A 17,698-nucleotide genomic window follows, 5' to 3' on the forward strand; every position below is an offset into this window, starting at 1 on the left:
CACCCTATTTCAGCATATGCGCACGCACCTCGGCGGACTGGACCAATCGCTCTGCCACATCGAGTGCAGCCCGAGCGTCGGCGCCGGTCCCATCGGCTCCCACTTCGGCAACAAGTGCTGGGTTTTGGTTGATCATTCGACCACCGATCAGAATAGAGAGGTGCGGATTTGCAGACACGCTGCGCATCGCTTTAATTATGTTTGTGATGGCGGCGCTAGGGCAATCGCGTGAAAGCGTCAATCCTACGACGTCAAACGGCTCTCTCGACAGCGCGTCGAGAAGTTCCTTGCGCAAAGGCTTGTTCAGCGCCCTGCTGTCCCAACCCGCGCGGGCAAAGACCTCATCCATCATCAGCGAACCGAAATTGTGCTGGTCCCCTGGCATCGGCGCGAACAGCGCTCGTGCAGCGTCGGGCCGGGCAAGCGGCGGGCGGATCGGAGCGCGCAGGGAAATCTCGCGCATCACCTCTTGCAGGCGCCACAAACCCATTGTGACGTCCAGAAAATCAGCTTCGTCGTCATCCCACATCTGGCCGAGGCGACGCGCTGCCGGAGCAAGAAGGTCGAGCAGGACCGCTTCGACACTGACGCCATCGGAGAGATAGGCGTCGACTTCTTCAAGCAGGTTCGCCGCCTCCAGCCGCAAGGGCAGAAGCGCAAACTGGTCTGCGGCGCAAGGGTCGATCTCCGACCGGGCATCGCCGCCATCTGGACCAATGGCGTGCGCCATCATCAAGCGCGGAATGATCTCACCTTCGATGATTGCGTTGATCGAATCGTCGGCAAGCGCGTGATTGTCGGAATTTGCAGGAAGGCGATCGCCTTTGGAATCTTTGCGCAGCTTCAAAGACGCAGACATGACACGCCGTAACGCGGCCGAGCCAGCGCCGATCATTCCTGAGCCTTTCGAGGCTGCCATAGCTGACCCTTCCCGTCCACCGGCTGATAGTCTCCGGCGATGGCGCGGGTCCCCGCGTCGAGGCTGGCGAGGTCGGATGGTTCCCGACTCCTTTGCCGCCAACGCGACTCCTCTACACCAATCACCCATTCTTAGCAAACAACCTAAACAGCCAGCGGTCAGACTGTCCACTTTATTTTACGTCTAATTTATTTGACACTTTGAGGTCGAAAGGCGTAGTCTTGCATTCTGAAAGCGAAGGCTATCGATGAGGATGACTCGACAAGATCTCTCATGCTCGGCTGACTCCGGAGCGCCACGTAACGGCGCAGGGAGAGAAGCTGGGATGCATGGGGCGCTCTACTCACCAGAAGAGCGTCGGCGCAGAGACGAGTCGGTCTGGACTTTGGTCCAGGGTATCCTTGCCCCACTGCAATTCCTGGTCTTTCTCGTCAGTCTTGGACTGGTCCTGCGCACGCTCTCCACCGGCGAAGGCGCCTGGCTTGCCGACGTCTCTATCGTGATCAAGACGCTGGTGCTTTACACCATCATGATCACCGGCTCGATCTGGGAAAAGGTCGTGTTCGGCAAGTGGCTCTTTGCCCCCGCCTTCTTCTGGGAAGATGTCTTCTCGATGGCGGTGCTTGCTCTGCACACGCTCTACCTTGTCATGCTCTTCGGCGCGATCGGCACGATGGAGCAGCGACTCGGCGTCGCGCTGGCGGCTTACGCCGCTTATGTCATCAATGCCGGACAGTTCCTCTGGAAACTGCGCATGGCGCGCCTGCAGGGCAGCAACGCCGAGGCGGTGCCCGCATGACCCCGCCGCTCGACACCCCACTGGCCGGCTGCGATGCCCCTCAGGTCACACAAACACGCCCGGTCCTGCGCGAGCGCGGTCAGCGTGAGGTTTTCTGCGGGCTGACAGGGATCGTCTGGCTGCACCGCAAGATGCAGGACGCCTTCTTCCTCGTAGTCGGCTCGCGCACCTGCGCTCACCTGCTGCAATCTGCGGCGGGCGTGATGATCTTTGCCGAGCCGCGCTTTGCAACCGCGATCATGGAAGAGCGCGACCTTGCAGGCATGGTCGATGCGCAGGACGAACTCGACCGTGTCGTTACTCGGCTCCTTGCGCGCAGGCCCGATATCAAGACGCTTTTCCTGGTCGGCTCTTGCCCGTCCGAAGTGATTAAGCTCGACCTTGCCAAGACCGCGCAGCGACTCGGCGCGCAGCACATGCCCGATGTGCGCATCCTCAATTATTCAGGCAGCGGGATCGAGACGACCTTCACGCAAGGTGAGGATGCCTGTCTCGCCGCGCTCGTGCCGGTCATGCCCAGCGAAGCCGCCGCTGCGCCCAGGCAGCTGCTGCTAGTCGGCTCGCTTCCCGATATCGTGGAAGATCAGTTCCTGCGGCTGTTCGATCAACTCGGCATCGACAATGTCGGTGTGCTTCCGGCTCGCAATGCGCGCGACCTTCCGCCGGTCGGCCCGAATACGCGCTATCTGCTCGCCCAACCGTTCCTTGCAGACACCGCCATGGCGCTGGAAGATCGCGGCGCAAAGCGGATCGACGCGCTGTTCCCGTTCGGCGCAGAGGGCACGACCGGTTGGCTTCACGCTGCCGCGCGCGAGTTTGGCGTGGACGACGCGCATTTCGACCGCGTGGTCGCGCCCGGTCGCGAGCGGGCAAAGCGCGCAATCGAACATGCGCGGGGCAATCTTGAAGGCAAGCGCATCACCTTCCTGCCCGATTCGCAGCTCGAAGTGCCGCTGGCGCGCTTTCTTGCGACCGAGCTTGGCATGATCCCGGTCGAAGTGGGCACACCTTATCTCCATCGCGCGCACTGTGCGCAGGAGCTCGACCTCATTCCGCCGTCAGCCCGCATCAGCGAAGGCCAGCATGTTGAACGCCAGCTTGACCGCGTGCGCGAAGACAAGCCCGACCTCACCGTCTGCGGCCTCGGTCTCGCAAACCCGCTGGAGGCTGAAGGTTTCAGCACTAAGTGGGCGATCGAGCTCGTCTTCTCGCCGATCCACGGTTTCGATCAGGCAGGCGATCTCGCTGAACTCTTCGCCCGGCCTCTGCGCCGTCGCGACAGGCTGGAGGTGTAACGATGCAGCTCTCCGTCTGGACTTATGAAGGACCGCCCCACGTTGGCGCGATGCGCATCGCCACCGCGATGAAGGGGCTGCATTACGTGCTCCACGCGCCGCAGGGCGATACCTATGCCGACCTGCTCTTCACCATGATCGAGCGGCGCGGTGAGCGTCCGCCCGTGACCTACACGACCTTCGAGGCGCGCGATCTCGGCAAGGATACAGCGCAGCTCTTTCAGGACGCAGCGCGCGATGCCGCCGAACGGTTCAAGCCGCAGGCGATGATCGTGGGTGCTTCATGCACGGCGGAACTGATCCAGGACGATCCGGGCGGCCTAACCGAAGCGATGGACCTGCCCTGCCCCGCCATCCCGCTTGAGCTGCCAAGTTATCAGCGCAAGGAAAACTGGGGCGCGGCGGAAACGTTCTACCAGATCGTGCGGCACCTTGCAGACAAGGACCTGGCACCCGGCCCGCTTGAAGGCCGAGCTGCACGCGCAAACATCCTTGGCCCTACCGCGCTCGGCTTTCGCCACCGCGACGATCTGGTCGAAATCCGCAAGATCCTTGAAACCCTGGGCGTCGAAATCAATCTCGTCGCCCCGCTGGACGCTACCCCGTCGGACATCGCGCGCATTGGCGCTGCCGACTTCAACATCGTCCTTTACCCCGAAATCGCAGATGAGGCGGCCCGCTGGCTCGAACGTACGTTCAAGCAGCCGACGGTCCGCACAACGCCTATCGGTGTGAGCGCCACACGCGCGTTCATTGCCGAGGTCGCCGAGTTGGCAGGTGCAGATCCCACGCCTGCCCTCGGCGACCAATCATCCAGGCTCCCATGGTGGAGCCGCAGCGTCGATTCGACGTATCTCACCGGCAAGCGCGTCTTCATTTTCGGCGACGCGACGCACGCCGTGGCCGCTGCGCGCATCGCGCAGGACGAGCTCGGCTTCGAGGTCTGCGGGCTTGGTTGCTACAACCGCGAATTCGCGCGCGAAATTCGCGAAGCTGCAAAGCTGTACGGTGTCGAACCGCTCATCACCGACGATCATCTCGCGGTAGAAGATGCGATTGCAGAGGCTTCGCCGGAGCTCGTGCTCGGCACGCAGATGGAGCGGCACATTGCCAAGCGGCTCGGCATGCCGTGCGCGGTGATTTCGGCGCCGGTTCATGTGCAGGATTTCCCTGCGCGCCACAGCCCGCAAATGGGATTTGAAGGCGCCAATGTGATCTTCGACACGTGGGTCCATCCGCTCGTGATGGGCCTCGAAGAACATCTGCTCACCATGTTCCGCGAGGATTTCGAGTTTTCCGATGAAGCGGGTGCATCGCATCATGCAGCGCACTCACCGCGCGCGCCAACCATCGACGCCGAAGTGCCGGAAGAACCGGTAATCCCGGCAGCGCCTTCCAACCCCGACAGCATCTGGACGGCAGAGGCAGAGCGCGAGCTCAAGAAGATCCCGTTCTTCGTGCGCGGCAAGGCGCGGCGCAACACCGAAGCCTTCGCTCAGGATCAGGGTCTGGCCGAGATCGACCTCGAAACGCTTTACGACGCCAAGGCACATTATGCACGGTAGGGCAGGCCTTCCTTCTGCCCCGGGTGGTGACAAGCGCAAGGCTCCCGTGCGCGTCACCATCATCACGCTCGACAACCATCTGAAAGGCGCGGTCGACCGAGCTGACGAGGTGCTGGCCGAGGACAATATCGAACTCACGCTTCACGCCGCATCCGGCTGGGGCAGCGAGGACGGTTCACTCGAAGGCGCCAAAAAAGCGATCGAAGAGGCAGACATCGTGATCGCCACGATGCTGTTCCTTGACGATCACGTGCGCGCAATCCTTCCCTCGCTCGAAGCGCGGCGTGAGGATTGCGATGCGATGGTCTGCCTGATGTCCGCAGGCGAGGTCGTGAAGCTTACCCGCATGGGCGGCTATCGCATGGACGCGCCCGCCAAGGGTCCGCTGGCGCTGCTCAAGAAACTGCGCGGCTCGAAGAAAGCGGGGGCAAGCTCGGGCGCCGGGCAGATGAAGATGCTGCGCCGCCTGCCCAAGATCCTCAAATTCATTCCCGGCACAGCGCAGGATGTGCGCGCCTATTTCCTGACGCTGCAATACTGGCTCGCTGGATCGGACGAGAACGTCATCGCCATGACGCGCGCGCTGATCGACCGCTACGCGGCAGGCGAGCGCGCTGACCGCCGCGGCGAGACCAAAGCCGATGCGCCGATCGATTATCCCGAAACGGGCGTCTATCATCCGCGCACCAGGCAGCGCATCTCTGAGACGCTGCGGCTGCTGCCGCGCGATGGCAAGGAGAATGGCAAAGGCAAGAACGGCACAGTCGGATTAATCCTGCTGCGCTCCTATCTGCTGGGGCACGATAGCGGCCATTATGACGGTGCGATCGCCGCCTTCGAAGCCGCCGGTATGAAGGTGGTTCCGGTGTTTGCGAGCGGCCTTGATGCGCGTCCGGCTATCGAGAAATTCTTCGTCGAAGACGGTGAGCCGGTGGTCGATGCCATCGTCAACCTGACCGGTTTCAGCCTGGTGGGCGGCCCTGCCTATAACGATGCGCAGGCCGCGCGCGAGATCCTCGGCAACCTCGACGTTCCTTACGTCGCGGCACACGCAATCGAGTTCCAGAGCCTTGAGGAATGGCGTTCGCGCGATCAGGGCCTGCTCCCTCTCGAAGCGACCATGATGGTGGCCCTTCCCGAACTCGACGGTTCGATCACGCCTAGCGTCTTTGGCGGTCGCCCCGCCCCCGGCGCAGCGGTCTGCAACGGTTGCGACCGCAAATGCGAACGCGCCGCGGCCGAGCGCCTCAACCCGATGCAGGGCTGCCCCGAGCGCGCAGAGGCGCTCGCAAACCGCGTCGCCAAACTGATCGAACTGCGCCGTTCGGCGCGAGCTGCACGCAAGCTTGCCGTCGTCCTTTTCAATTTCCCGCCCAATGCGGGCGCGACGGGCACGGCCGCGTTCCTCGCCGTTTACGAGTCGCTTCATGCAACGCTCACCCGGCTCTCGGCTGAAGGCTATTCGGTCGAGGTTCCGGAAAGCGTCGATGCGCTGCGCGAGGCCATCCTCAACGGCAATTCGGAAAAGTTTGGCTCAGACGCCAATGTCGCTCACCGCGTGCCGGCAGACGAACATGTCCGGCGCGAAACCCATCTGGCCGAGATCGAGGCGCAGTGGGGCCCGGCACCGGGCAAGGCGCAGACGGACGGTTCACATATTCAGGTTCTCGGCGCGCATTTCGGTAACGTCTTTGTCGGGATACAGCCCGCATTCGGATATGAAGGCGACCCGATGCGGATGCTGTTCGAAGGCAACTTCGCACCCACCCATGCTTTCAGCGTGTTCTATCGCTACATCCGCGAGGATTTCGGCGCACATAGCATCCTTCATTTCGGCACCCATGGCGCGCTTGAATTCATGCCTGGCAAACAGGTCGGCATGACCGGCGAATGCTGGCCCGAGCGTCTGATCGGCAACGTGCCCAACTACTATCTCTACGCTGCGAACAACCCGACCGAAGGTATGATCGCCAAACGCCGCGGCGGGGCAACCTTGGTGAGCTATCTCACGCCTCCTCTCGCGCAAGCCGGCCTTTACAAGGGTCTCACCGAACTCAAGGCAAGCGTCGAACGCTGGCGCATGAGCGATGATCCTGCGGAACGCGCCGACCTTGCCCTGATCATCGCCGACCAGTGCGATGCGCTCGACATCGAATATGCCGACATCTCTGAGCTTTCCCAGAAGCTCTACGAGCTGGAAGAGGCGCTGATCCCGCATGGCTTGCATGTCCTGGGCAGCAACCCTGCCGGCGAGCGGCGCGAGGCGATGCTCGATGCCATGATGGAAGCGGCGAGCGACGATGCGGACCGCGAAGCTATCGGCAACATGCTTGATTCAAGCGACGAACTCGGCTCGCTTATCCATGCGCTCGACGGCGGCTATGTCCAACCGGCACCTGGTGGCGACGTGGTTGCCAACCCGGACGTCTTGCCAACCGGACGCAACATTCACGGCTTCGATCCCTTCCTGATCCCCAGCGCATACGCCTGTAAGCAAGGCGCGGAACAGGCCGAAAGGCTGCTTGCCCGTCATGTCGAAAGCGGCGCAGAATTCCCGAGCAGCATTGCGATGGTGCTGTGGGGCACGGACAACATGAAGTCCGAAGGGGTGCAAATCGCGCAGGCGATGACGCTGATAGGGGCCCGCCCACGCCGCGATTCCTATGGCAGGCTCTGCGGCGCGGAGCTGATCCCGCTGGAGGAACTGGGCCGTCCCAGAATTGACGTGGTGATGACCTTGTCGGGCATCTTCCGCGACCTGCTGCCGCTTCAGACAAGAATGCTGGCCGAAGCAGCATTGCTGGCGGCGCAGGCCGACGAACCGGTACACGCAAATTTCGTGCGCAAGCATTCGCTAAACCACGCCGAAGTCCACGGCGTCGACATCGAAATCGCAGCGCTCCGGGTTTTTTCCAACCAGGAAGGGGCCTACGGTGCGCAGGTCAACCAGATGATCGACGGCGGTGTCTGGGCCGATCCGGACGAACTCGCCAACGCGTTCGAAATCAACAAGGGCTTTGCTTACGGCGTGCATGGCGAACCGGTACAGCGGCGCGAACTGCTGACTTCGGCTCTCAAGGACGTCGAATTCACTTACCAGAACCTTGAGAGCATCGAAGTCGGGATCACCGATCTCGACCAGTATGTCGATGGACTTGGCGGGGTCAGCCGCTCTGTCGCACGCGCCAGAGGCAAGGATGCACCGGTTTACATCCTCGATGCGACGCGCGGGAACGCGAAGGTGCGCACTCTTGCCGAACAGATTGACCTCGAAACCCGAACCCGTACGCTTAATCCGAAATGGTTCGAAGGTCTGCTCGACCACGGTTTCGAGGGCGTGCGGAATATCGAGCAGCACGTGACCAACACGCTGGGCTGGTCGGCAACCACGGGCGAGGTCGCCCCTTGGGTGTACCAGAAGATTTCCGAGACTTTCGTGCTCGACGAACAGATGCGCCGGCGTCTCTCGGAACTCAATCCGAAAGCAAGTGCGCGGGTTGCCGGACGCCTGCTCGAAGCGTGTGACCGCCACCTTTGGGAGCCAGACGAGGCCACCCTTGCTGCGCTGCGCGAAGCCAATGACGAGCTCGAAGACCGCCTCGAAGGCGTCTTTGTGGCCGAGAATTAAGAGGGATCGACGACATGAACCTGCACACACCGAAATCCGGTTTTTCCAAGCCCGACGGGGAAGGATCGGTCCAGGTCCAGCTCGACCCGAACGACAAGATCAAAGGCGCAAAGGTCTTCGCCGTCTACGGCAAGGGTGGAATCGGCAAGTCGACCACCTCGTCCAACCTTTCAGCCGCATTCTCAAAGCTTGGGCACCGCGTGCTGCAGATCGGCTGCGACCCCAAGCATGACAGCACATTCACCCTGACCAAGAAACTGATGCCGACCGTGATCGACGTGCTCGAAACGGTAGAGTTCCACTCAGAGGAACTTCGGCCCGATGACTACATGTTCGAAGGCTATAACGGCGTGATGTGCGTCGAGGCCGGTGGCCCACCGGCAGGCACCGGCTGCGGTGGCTATGTCGTGGGACAAACGGTCAAGCTTCTGAAACAGCACCACCTGCTCGAAGATACCGACGTTGTGATCTTCGATGTGCTGGGCGATGTCGTGTGCGGTGGTTTCGCGGCGCCCCTGCAGCACGCAGAACGTGCCTTGGTCGTTGCGGCGAACGACTTCGACAGCATCTTTGCGATGAACCGGATTGTCGCGGCAATCGGTGCGAAGTCCAAGAATTACGATGTTAGGCTTGCAGGCGTGGTGGCCAATCGCAGCCGCGAGACCGATGAGATCGATCGTTTCTGCGACAAGATCGGGATGCAGCGGCTCGCCCATTTCCGCGACGTCGACGCAATCCGCCGTTCGCGGCTCAAGAAGTGCACGCTGTTCGAAATGGGCGACGATCCCGAAGTGATTGCCGCGCAGGACGAATATCTGCGTCTGGCCGCGATGCTCTGGGCCGGGGTCGAGCCGTCGACCGCGCAGCCGATGAAAGATCGCGACATCTTCGATTTTCTGGGGTTTGAGTGATGGCTACTCAGTTTGACGACACAGCCTACACGATGCGCCGCGAGGCACTGGCTACCTATTTCGATTCCACCGCGAAACAGGCGTGGATCGACCTGACCTCCGACGCCAAGGTCAGCGGCATTCGTGCGACAGTGCGCGCCGGGCGCAAGTCGATGCGCGATCTGCTGGTCAGTTGGCTCCCGTCGGATTTGCGGCGCACGCGCATTCTTGATGCCGGCTGCGGCACGGGCGCTCTGGCGATCGACGCTGCCTGCCGCGGCGCGGATGTGACTGCGGTCGATGTGGCGGGCGGTTTGGTCGAAGTGGCAAGAGAACGCGCGACCGGTTTCACAGGTCATGGGAAAGTTCGCTGGCAGGCGGGCGACATGCTCGATCCTTCGCACGGAACATTTGCTCATGTGGTCGCGATGGATTCGCTCATTCACTATTCGCCCGAAGACCTCGTCGATGCCGTCGAAGGGCTGAGCGAACGCACGACGGGATCAATCCTGTTCACTTTCGCCCCCCATACGCGGCTGCTTGGCGCAATGCATTCGGTGGGCAAGGTCTTCCCGAAAAACGACCGCTCGCCTGCGATCGTTCCTGTCTCGGAAACCGAACTGCGCGCGCGTCTGGGCCGCCTTTCCGACTGGAAAATCGGTCGCACCGAACGAATCTCAAGCGGCTTTTACACATCGCAGGCGCTTGAACTGGTGAGACGCGGATGAGCCAGGCGCCTCGCCAATCCTACCGGTTCGCCCGGATGATCGCAGGGCTTCTGCCTTTTGCGGATGCGGCAAGCACCGAGCTGCCGCTTTCGCGACTGCTGCGGCTTGCGCTTTTCCAGGTGAGCGTCGGGATGGCGATGGTGCTGCTTTCGGGCACGCTCAACCGGGTGATGGTGGTCGAGCTTGGTACGCCAACCTGGCTGATCGCGCTGCTGATCGCCGTGCCGCTGGTGGTGGCACCGTTCCGCGCGCTGATCGGGCACAGGTCGGACCAGCACGTCTCCGCGCTCGGATGGCGGCGGGTTCCCTATATCTGGTTTGGCACCATGATGCAGTTTGGCGGGCTTGCGATCATGCCGTTCGCCCTCCTTCTTCTCGAGATAGAAGGCCGCTTCGAACTTGGGCTTTGCGCAGCGGCGGTCGCGTTTTTGCTGACTGGTCTTGGCTTCCACGTGACCCAGACCGCAGGTCTCGCGCTCGCGACCGATCTTGCCCCTGAAGACAAACGCCCTCGTGCAGTGGCGCTGCTCTACGTCATGCTGCTTGTTGGCATGATGCTGTCAGCTTTTGTGATCGGCGGCTTGCTGATCGACTTTTCGCCGACCCGGCTGGTGCAGGTCGTTCAGGGTGCTGCGGTTCTGACACTGGTGCTCAATGTCATCGCGCTGTGGAAACAGGAGGCGCGCGCGCCCGAGCGCACCAGGCCCGATCCGGACGCCCCAAGCTTCAGCCAACTCTGGAACGCGTTCGTGCGCGACGGGCGCAATGCACGCCTTTTGACCGGCATCGGAATTGGCGCAGCAGGGTTCGCCATGCAGGATGCACTGCTTGAACCCTATGGCGGCGAAATCCTCGGTCTTTCGGTCGGCGCAACCACTTTGCTCACGGGCCTGTGGGCGCTGGGTGCATTACTCGGCTTTACCTATTCGGGCCGCGCTCTTTCGCGTGGCGGCGATCCGCTGCGCATCGCCGGCCTTGGCCTAGTTGCAGGGCTCAACGCCTTTTTGCTCGTGCTGTTTGCTGCACCGATCGGATCACCGGCCATGCTGTTTGTCGGCGCTGCGCTCATCGGGTTTGGCCTTGGCCTGTTCTCGGTCGGAACGCTGATCGAGGCGATGGCGCTGGCTAAGAGCGAAACAGCTGGTCTGGCACTGGGTGCCTGGGGCGCGGTGCAAGCGACCTGTGCTGGCGCAGGCATTGCACTGGGCGGAGCGCTGCGCGACCTGATCGCGTTTATCGGCCTCAACGCAGATGCCGCACTCCTGTCCAGCCGCGCAGCCGGATACACCACCGTCTACGCTCTGGAAATCCTGCTGCTTCTTGCAGGTCTCGCCGCGATCGGACCGCTCGTCGGCCATTCTCGCACCAATGCCAACCATTCAAGGGATAGCGCAGGCCAGCCGTTCGGCCTGCGTGAGTTCCCGACATGAGCCGCGATCCCAAGATTGTTGGGGGGGATATCGCGGCCCTTACCGACGCAAGGAGCGAGAGGCGTGTCCGCTCCATTGCTTTTGAGAGGAAAGTACCATGACTGCCACCACATACCTGTTGGGGAACGCCGCTTACATCGTGGGCGTGTTTGATGTCGCTGAACTGGCGTTCATCCTGTTTTTCATCTTCTTTGTAGGCCTCGTCATCTATCTGAATCGCGAGAGCCGCCGCGAAGGCTATCCGCTTGAGCATGAGCAAACGGGTGTCGTTCAGCCCGGCAAACCGCTGACCGACGGCGACAAGAAGGTGTTCAAGTTGCCGCATGGCCGGGGCATCTACGTTCCGGAAGATGTCGCTCGCGATCCGGTCAACATCCCGGCGAAACAGGCCTTTGGAGCCGCCGGCGCGCCTTTCGTGCCGACCGGGGATGCCATGATCGATGGTCTTGGCCCGGCAGCATATGCCAACCGAAACGACTATCCTGACCTCACGATTGACGGTGCGCTGCGCATCCTTCCAATCGCGGCAAGCCACGGTATCACCGTCGCAGAAATGGATATGAACCCGGTCGGACTGCCGGTGTACGCAGCCGACAAGAAGAAAGCGGGCGTCGTAAGCGACATCTGGGTCGACCAGTCGGAGCACCTTATCCGCTATCTCGAAGTGACGACCAATTCGGGCAGGAAGGTGCTGACCCCGATGGGCTTCTGCGCCGTGCAGGGCACCGGTTTCCTCGGCGGCATTACGCCACTCAAGGACGACCAGACCGCTCTGATCGACGTCACCGCCATCCGCTCGGACCAGTTCGATGCGGTTCCTGCCATTGCCACCGCCGGCCAGATCACGCGTCTCGAGGAAGACAAGATCCAGGCCTATTATGGCGGCGGCTACATGTACGCGACTGCGGAGCGCTCTGAGCCATGGTTATAACTGCGCAACAGCAAGATGGATCTCCTGAGGTTCGCCAGGAGGACTTGGAGGCGCTTGGCCCCAAGGCTTTTGGCGATCCGATGGGAACGCCCGGTGCAGGTGAGGAAGTGCTGTGGCGGGGTCGGCCAGATGTGTCGATCCTCGCCCGCACGGCCTTTCGCACGCGCAGTGTCGGGTTCTATTTCCTCTTGCTGATTGGCCTTTCAGTCGCGTTCGGGAATACCAACGCGGCGATTGTGTGCACTGTGCTTGGCCTGATTGCTCTTGGTATCCTGCATATTCTTGCCTGGATAAGCGTGCGGACCACTCTCTACATCCTTACCGATGCCAGGCTGATCATGCGGATTGGGATGGCGATTGAGACACGGATCAACGTCCCGCTGAAGCACGTCACCTCGGCCGACCTCAGAATGCGTGGGAAGAACCACGGAGATATCGCGCTGCAACTGGGTGGAGAACGCCTGCTGGGCTACGCGTTGATGTGGCCGCATGTGCGCCCATGGCGTTTCAACAAGCCAGAGCCGATGCTTCGCGCAGTGCCCGATGCCGAGGCGATTGCAGAAAAACTTGCAGACGCCTGCGCCAAAATCGCACCAATCGATCAGAATTTGTCCCAGATCAAAGACGCTGCGCCCCAAAATCCCCAGCAGGTGAACGGCCCTGCTCGGGCGGGCGCATATCAGAACAGCGATCTTGAGGGAGCCCACGCATGATCGTTCGCGAATATGAAGAAGACGAGATTACGGTCCACAAGGTACCGTTGATGATGGCAGGCGCACTGATCGCATCGGTGCTGGCGCTGACGACCGCGACTACGCTTGGCTATTTCGAGCGGCAGTCCGTCCCCAGCGAGGCGCGAGCGGTATCGGGAGCGCAGGCGATCGAGACGCGCTCGCTCTTCTTCTTCGACGAGAGCGACGGCACAGTGCGTGTAGAGGACGCAGCAACCGGAGCCGAAGTCGCCAGGTTTGTGCCCGGCACAGGCGGCTTCGTGCGCACTTCGGTGCGCAGCCTCACGCATCGCCGCCGGATCAACGGGATCGGCCGCGAAGTGCCCTTCGATCTGGTTGCCTGGGACAATGGCGAACTCACGCTGATCGATCCGACAACCGGCGGCACGGTTGAGCTCGCCTCATTCGGCACAGGCAACCGTGCGACTTTCGCGGCATTTCTGGACAGAGGACAATAAGTGATGGCTTCGATAGCCCCGGGATCGGCTAAAGCCCCAAACAAGGACGACGTGCTCAATGCGCGCCGTTTCGAAACTCATTGCACGATAACGGTCGAACAATCGTCCGAACATTTCCACGCGCATGTCGAATTGCCTGAAGAGATTGTGATGGAAGCGGGCGACAAGGTGCGCGTCCACGGCGATCCGATTTCTATTCCTTTTGGCAGTCGCGAAGTATTCGAACGCACGGCAACGGTCACGCGCGCCGGGCCACTCAAACGGCTCCTTACCCGCTGCGCCGCCTATTTCGACTTGGCCGAACTTTACGAAGTCAGCTTCAACGCCGGGAGGATCAAATGAACGCTTACAAGCCCATGACGAGCGAAGAGGCCATGGCGCTGGCGACCGAAGACACGATGCTCACGCCGCGCTTCTACACCACCGATTTCGACGCGCTCGATGCGATCGATGTCTCGCTTGTGCGCGAGGAATGGGACGCGCTGATCGCGGAAATGATCGGCGATCCTAACAAACAGCACTTCAAACATAATGACAGCTTCAAGGGCGTGATCGAAGGCCTCGAACCTGAATTGCGCAAGGAGTTCATGGATTTTCTCGTCAGTTCGATGACCTCGGAATTTTCCGGCTGCGTCCTTTATGCAGAGATCGCGCGACGTACCAAGAACCCGGATGTGAAACAGCTCTTCAAGCTGCTCGCCCGCGATGAAAGCCGCCACGCTGGCTTTATCAATGAAAGCCTCAAGGATGCAGGCGTTGGCGTCGATCTGGGGTTTCTGACCCGGACCAAGAAGTACACCTACTTCCAGCCCAAATTCATCTGGTACGCGGTCTACCTGTCTGAGAAGATCGGCTATGCGCGGTACATCACCATTTATCGCCACCTCGCCGCAAACCCGCAGCACAAGTTCCATCCGATCTTCGACTGGTTCGAGGAATGGTGCAACGACGAGTTTCGCCATGGCGAGGCATTTGCGATGCTGATGCATGCCGACCCGGATTTGCTCAAGGGCCGCAACAAGCTCTGGATCCGCTTCTTCCTGCTTTCGGTTTACGCCACAATGTATGTGCGCGATCACAACCGTCCCGTGTTTCACAAAGCGCTCGGCGTCGATCCGACCGAATATGATTACAAGGTGTTCTCGATCTGCAACCAGATCAGTCGACAGGTTTTTCCAGTCGAACTCGACATCGACGACCCGACCTTCCGCGCCAATATGGAAGCGCTGAGACTGGCTGCTCTCAAGATTGAGGAAGGCAAGGCGCAAGGCGGCATCGGTGGCCTCGCCAAACGCGTAAGCGGCATGGCAGGCGCGGGGCTGAACTTTGCGAAGATGTATTTCCACCGCACCAAGCCAAACGCGCTTCCCCAGACGATTAGGCTGCATCCTGCGTGGTAAGCTGGAGCGGTCATATTCTCCCGTTCATAGTGACGGTCATGATCTGGTTCCTTGCAACCGGGCTGATCGCCTTTTCGGTGACCGATGGGACTGAAAATCGCGGCCGCGCGACTTTCCGGCGCAGCGTCGCTGTGGGCGGCGCGGCAGGGATTGCGGGGCTGATCGCGATTCTTCTGACCTCACAACATGTGAGCGTGGCTGCGGTCTACGTATCATTCGTCGGCGCGCTGCTCGTCTGGGGTTGGCATGAGATCGGGTTTCTTACCGGCGCAGCTGCCGGTCCGCGCAGATCGGCATGCCAGCCCGGCGCGCGCGGGATGGACCGCTTCATGCAGGCAAGCGCGACGGTGATCCATCACGAGATCGCCCTGGCCCTGACCGCCTTGATGCTGATTTCCCTGTCGTGGAATGCGGCCAATCAGATCGGTGCCATGGTATTTGTATTGATGTTCGCCTTGCGGCTGTCGTCGAAGGTCAACCTGTTTGTGGGCGTCCCCAACTCCACGACAGAGATGCTTCCGCCTCACCTCAGCTATCTGAAAAGCTATTTCGGCCGCAACCGGATGACCTGGCTGCTTGCTGTGTCGATTGGCGCGATCCTTGCGACTGCTGCCTGGTTTGCCAGTCTGGCCATCTCGGCTCCGCTTGGAAGTGCGGAGATGACGGGTGCAAGCCTGCTCACGGCGCTGTGCCTGCTTGGCGCGCTCGAACATTTTTTCCTCGCCCTGCCCTTCAGAGATGGGATGCTGTGGGGGTGGGCATTACCGCAGGCCGGGGCACGACCCGGCTCGCAAACCGATCTTGGCGGCAAGGGGGGCCCTCAGCCGTCATGACGAACGACAACAAAGCCATGCAGAACAGGGGAATTCCCATGAATTTCGAAGCCTATTTCGCGGAACAGCTCGACGCCGTGCGCGAAGAGGGGCGCTACCGCGTCTTCACCGATATCAAGCGGCATCGCGGTCGGTTTCCGCACGCCACGCGCTTTGTCGAGAATGAGACCCAGGCAGTGACCGTGTGGTGCTCCAACGATTATCTTGGCATGGGCCAGCACCCCAAGGTGATCGAAGCCATGCATTCGTGCCTTGATGAATGCGGCGCGGGTGCAGGGGGCACGCGCAATATCTCCGGTACCAATCACTACCACGTCGAACTCGAAGCCGAACTTGCCGATCTGCACGGCAAGGAAAGCGCGCTTCTGTTCACGAGCGGCTATGTTTCGAACTGGGCGGGTCTTGGCACCCTTGCCAGCAAGATCCCAGGCTGTGTGGTGTTCTCCGATGCGCTCAATCACGCGTCGATGATCGAAGGTATTCGGCACAGCCGCGCGCCTTACAAGATCTGGAAGCACAACGATGTCGAGGACCTCGACCGGCACCTGTCCGAATTCGGTCCCGAGGTGCCCAAACTTGTCGCTTTCGAAAGCGTCTATTCGATGGATGGCGACATCGCTCCGATCGCGGATATCCTCGATGTGTGCGAAAAACACGGCGCGATGAGCTACATCGACGAGGTGCACGCGGTCGGCCTTTACGGCCCGCGCGGCGGCGGCGTTGCCGAGCGCGAAGGCCTGATGGACCGGATCACCGTGATCGAAGGCACGCTGGGTAAGGCGTTCGGCGTAATGGGCGGATATATCGCGGCGAGCCGCGACCTAGTCGATTTCGTGCGCACCTTTGCGAGCGGATTCATCTTTTCCACAGCGCTTCCGCCAGCTGTTGCTGCAGGCGCTGCGGCAAGCATCAGGCACCTCAAGAAAAGCGACGCCGAGCGCGAGCTCCAGCGTGAACGAGTTGCGCAGGTTCGCCGCCAGCTCGATATTCTGGGGATTCCGCATCTGCCAAATCCCAGCCACATCATCCCGGTGATGGTTGGCGATGCCAAGAAGTGCAAGATGATCAGCGACTGGCTGATGGACAATCATGGCATCTATGTGCAGCCGATCAACTATCCCACGGTTCCCGTCGGAACGGAGAGGCTGCGCCTGACGCCCTCACCTGTCCACGACGATGGCGATATCACTCGCCTTACCGACGCTCTGAGCGAAATCTGGTCGCAGTGTGAGCTTGCTCGCGGCGCCATCGCTGCCTGAGGGTCGATGCGAACAGATTGAGGCCGGGCCCTTCCCCCCCAAACCGATCCGGGCCAGAGCCAAAAGAAAGGGCGGCGTAGTATCCCACGCCGCCCTTTCTTTTTGTGTTTGACCGGGTTCCGGCCAGAACTTTCAGCTTAGTCGTCGGTCGCGTCGAGATAGGCGATGACGTCAGCGCGGTCCTGCGGATCCTTGAGGCCCGGGAACGCCATGCGGGTGCCGGGCATATATTCACGCGGAGCTTCGAGATATTCGAACATCACTTCGGGGGTCCAGGTGATGCCGCTATTCGCGTTGGCGTCTGAATAATTGAAACCGTCAATCGTACCGGCTTCGCGGCCGATCACACCATAAAGCGACGGGCCAACGCCGTTCTTGCCTTCTTCGACAAGGTGGCAGGTGCGGCATTGTGCAAATACGGTTTCACCGGCAGCTGCATCGCCAGTGAGGTCAGTGAAGGCGACGTCCATCGGGACTTCGTCTTCGGCAGGTTCCTCGACCTCAGCCACTTCTTCAGCATCGGCAGGTTCATCGTTAGCGGGGGCGCCGCCACAGGCGGCCAGTGCGAGCATGCCGGGTACAGCGACAGCGCTCATAACAATCTTACGCATAGGATCTAATTCCCTCTTGTTTTTCCACTCAGACCCCTCGCTCAGAGAAAGCCAGCAGACCGTCCAAAATTGATCCCGACCCCTGTGTAGAAGCCAAGGTCTGGATTTTCAACACCGTCCGACCAGGTGTGGAGCCATGGAATAGACGAATTGATGCAGTTATCCAACGAACCGCCTCCGATTTGGTTTCCGGTAAAGCACGAAATACCTCCCCGACCTGC

At 61.0% G+C, this 17,698-nt stretch carries 16 protein-coding genes; 14 read left to right on the forward strand and 2 right to left on the reverse strand.

Annotated elements, in window-relative coordinates; genetic code table 11:
- Positions 1-4: 4 nt before the first annotated feature.
- A complete protein-coding gene (locus CD351_RS13955; protein WP_111993204.1) occupies positions 5-919 on the reverse strand; it encodes a B12-binding domain-containing protein in 915 nt (304 codons plus the stop codon).
- Between the two features lie 325 nt (positions 920-1,244).
- Here CD351_RS13955 and bchF point away from each other — a divergent pair, with 325 nt between their 5' ends.
- The 14 genes from bchF to hemA all read left to right on the forward strand — a co-directional run bounded on the left by bchF (position 1,245) and on the right by hemA (position 16,866).
- The gene (bchF, locus tag CD351_RS13960; RefSeq protein WP_111993205.1) at positions 1,245-1,718 is read left to right on the forward strand and encodes a 2-vinyl bacteriochlorophyllide hydratase; all 474 of its coding nucleotides are present in this window, start codon (positions 1,245-1,247) and stop codon (positions 1,716-1,718) included.
- On the forward strand, positions 1,715-3,013 hold the full coding sequence (locus tag CD351_RS13965; RefSeq protein WP_111993206.1) for a ferredoxin:protochlorophyllide reductase (ATP-dependent) subunit N: 1,299 nt from the start codon (positions 1,715-1,717) through the stop codon (positions 3,011-3,013). Before bchF ends, CD351_RS13965 begins: the two co-directional genes overlap by 4 nt.
- Before the next feature lie 2 nt (positions 3,014-3,015).
- Positions 3,016-4,578 (forward strand): ferredoxin:protochlorophyllide reductase (ATP-dependent) subunit B, encoded by a 1,563-nt coding sequence (bchB, locus tag CD351_RS13970; RefSeq protein ID WP_111993207.1) that lies wholly within the window; start codon positions 3,016-3,018, stop codon positions 4,576-4,578.
- Complete coding sequence (locus CD351_RS13975) at positions 4,568-8,206, forward strand: magnesium chelatase subunit H (RefSeq protein WP_111993208.1); 3,639 nt, start codon at positions 4,568-4,570, stop codon at positions 8,204-8,206. The genes bchB and CD351_RS13975 overlap by 11 nt, the downstream gene beginning before the upstream one ends.
- Positions 8,207-8,220: 14 nt before the next feature.
- Complete coding sequence (gene bchL, locus CD351_RS13980; protein ID WP_111993209.1) at positions 8,221-9,117, forward strand: ferredoxin:protochlorophyllide reductase (ATP-dependent) iron-sulfur ATP-binding protein; 897 nt, start codon at positions 8,221-8,223, stop codon at positions 9,115-9,117.
- Entirely contained in the window at positions 9,117-9,824 is a 708-nt protein-coding gene (gene bchM, locus CD351_RS13985) for a magnesium protoporphyrin IX methyltransferase (protein WP_111993210.1), read from the forward strand. The genes bchL and bchM overlap by 1 nt, the downstream gene beginning before the upstream one ends.
- A complete protein-coding gene (locus tag CD351_RS13990) occupies positions 9,821-11,254 on the forward strand; it encodes a BCD family MFS transporter (protein ID WP_162627741.1) in 1,434 nt (477 codons plus the stop codon). Before bchM ends, CD351_RS13990 begins: the two co-directional genes overlap by 4 nt.
- A 97-nt stretch (positions 11,255-11,351) precedes the next feature.
- A complete protein-coding gene (puhA, locus tag CD351_RS13995; protein ID WP_111993211.1) occupies positions 11,352-12,185 on the forward strand; it encodes a photosynthetic reaction center subunit H in 834 nt (277 codons plus the stop codon).
- Positions 12,176-12,898 carry a photosynthetic complex putative assembly protein PuhB gene (gene puhB, locus CD351_RS14000; RefSeq protein WP_111993212.1) on the forward strand — a complete coding sequence of 241 codons (723 nt, stop codon included), beginning with the start codon at positions 12,176-12,178 and terminating at the stop codon, positions 12,896-12,898. Before puhA ends, puhB begins: the two co-directional genes overlap by 10 nt.
- The gene (gene puhC / locus CD351_RS14005; protein WP_111993213.1) at positions 12,895-13,374 is read left to right on the forward strand and encodes a photosynthetic complex assembly protein PuhC; all 480 of its coding nucleotides are present in this window, start codon (positions 12,895-12,897) and stop codon (positions 13,372-13,374) included. The genes puhB and puhC overlap by 4 nt, the downstream gene beginning before the upstream one ends.
- Positions 13,375-13,377: 3 nt before the next feature.
- Complete coding sequence (locus CD351_RS14010; RefSeq protein ID WP_111993214.1) at positions 13,378-13,716, forward strand: hypothetical protein; 339 nt, start codon at positions 13,378-13,380, stop codon at positions 13,714-13,716.
- Positions 13,713-14,774 (forward strand): magnesium-protoporphyrin IX monomethyl ester (oxidative) cyclase, encoded by a 1,062-nt coding sequence (acsF, locus tag CD351_RS14015; RefSeq protein ID WP_111993215.1) that lies wholly within the window; start codon positions 13,713-13,715, stop codon positions 14,772-14,774. Before CD351_RS14010 ends, acsF begins: the two co-directional genes overlap by 4 nt.
- On the forward strand, positions 14,768-15,607 hold the full coding sequence (puhE, locus tag CD351_RS14020) for a putative photosynthetic complex assembly protein PuhE (protein WP_111993216.1): 840 nt from the start codon (positions 14,768-14,770) through the stop codon (positions 15,605-15,607). Before acsF ends, puhE begins: the two co-directional genes overlap by 7 nt.
- Positions 15,608-15,645: 38 nt before the next feature.
- Complete coding sequence (gene hemA, locus CD351_RS14025; protein ID WP_111993769.1) at positions 15,646-16,866, forward strand: 5-aminolevulinate synthase; 1,221 nt, start codon at positions 15,646-15,648, stop codon at positions 16,864-16,866.
- Between the two features lie 137 nt (positions 16,867-17,003).
- On the opposite strand, the gene CD351_RS14030 is transcribed toward hemA, so the two are convergent.
- Positions 17,004-17,477, reverse strand: coding sequence for a cytochrome c family protein (locus CD351_RS14030; protein ID WP_304529386.1), 474 nt, complete (start codon positions 17,475-17,477; stop codon positions 17,004-17,006).
- Positions 17,478-17,698 lie beyond the last annotated feature (221 nt).

Origin of the sequence: Erythrobacter sp. KY5 (assembly GCF_003264115.1) — a bacterium.
Classification (GTDB): domain Bacteria; phylum Pseudomonadota; class Alphaproteobacteria; order Sphingomonadales; family Sphingomonadaceae; genus Erythrobacter.

What these genes read in the sequence shown, in the direction of transcription:
- puhA (WP_111993211.1), top strand. Translation starts at nt 11,352, where the DNA reads ATGACTGCCACCACATACCTGTTGGGGAACGCCGCTTACATCGTGGGC.
- CD351_RS13955 (WP_111993204.1), bottom strand. Translation starts at nt 919, where the DNA reads ATGGCAGCCTCGAAAGGCTCAGGAATGATCGGCGCTGGCTCGGCCGCG.
- puhB (WP_111993212.1), top strand. Translation starts at nt 12,176, where the DNA reads ATGGTTATAACTGCGCAACAGCAAGATGGATCTCCTGAGGTTCGCCAG.
- CD351_RS14030 (WP_304529386.1), bottom strand. Translation starts at nt 17,477, where the DNA reads ATGCGTAAGATTGTTATGAGCGCTGTCGCTGTACCCGGCATGCTCGCA.
- bchM (WP_111993210.1), top strand. Translation starts at nt 9,117, where the DNA reads ATGGCTACTCAGTTTGACGACACAGCCTACACGATGCGCCGCGAGGCA.
- CD351_RS14010 (WP_111993214.1), top strand. Translation starts at nt 13,378, where the DNA reads ATGGCTTCGATAGCCCCGGGATCGGCTAAAGCCCCAAACAAGGACGAC.
- hemA (WP_111993769.1), top strand. Translation starts at nt 15,646, where the DNA reads ATGAATTTCGAAGCCTATTTCGCGGAACAGCTCGACGCCGTGCGCGAA.
- puhC (WP_111993213.1), top strand. Translation starts at nt 12,895, where the DNA reads ATGATCGTTCGCGAATATGAAGAAGACGAGATTACGGTCCACAAGGTA.
- acsF (WP_111993215.1), top strand. Translation starts at nt 13,713, where the DNA reads ATGAACGCTTACAAGCCCATGACGAGCGAAGAGGCCATGGCGCTGGCG.
- bchB (WP_111993207.1), top strand. Translation starts at nt 3,016, where the DNA reads ATGCAGCTCTCCGTCTGGACTTATGAAGGACCGCCCCACGTTGGCGCG.
- CD351_RS13990 (WP_162627741.1), top strand. Translation starts at nt 9,821, where the DNA reads ATGAGCCAGGCGCCTCGCCAATCCTACCGGTTCGCCCGGATGATCGCA.
- bchF (WP_111993205.1), top strand. Translation starts at nt 1,245, where the DNA reads ATGCATGGGGCGCTCTACTCACCAGAAGAGCGTCGGCGCAGAGACGAG.
- bchL (WP_111993209.1), top strand. Translation starts at nt 8,221, where the DNA reads ATGAACCTGCACACACCGAAATCCGGTTTTTCCAAGCCCGACGGGGAA.
- CD351_RS13965 (WP_111993206.1), top strand. Translation starts at nt 1,715, where the DNA reads ATGACCCCGCCGCTCGACACCCCACTGGCCGGCTGCGATGCCCCTCAG.
- CD351_RS13975 (WP_111993208.1), top strand. Translation starts at nt 4,568, where the DNA reads ATGCACGGTAGGGCAGGCCTTCCTTCTGCCCCGGGTGGTGACAAGCGC.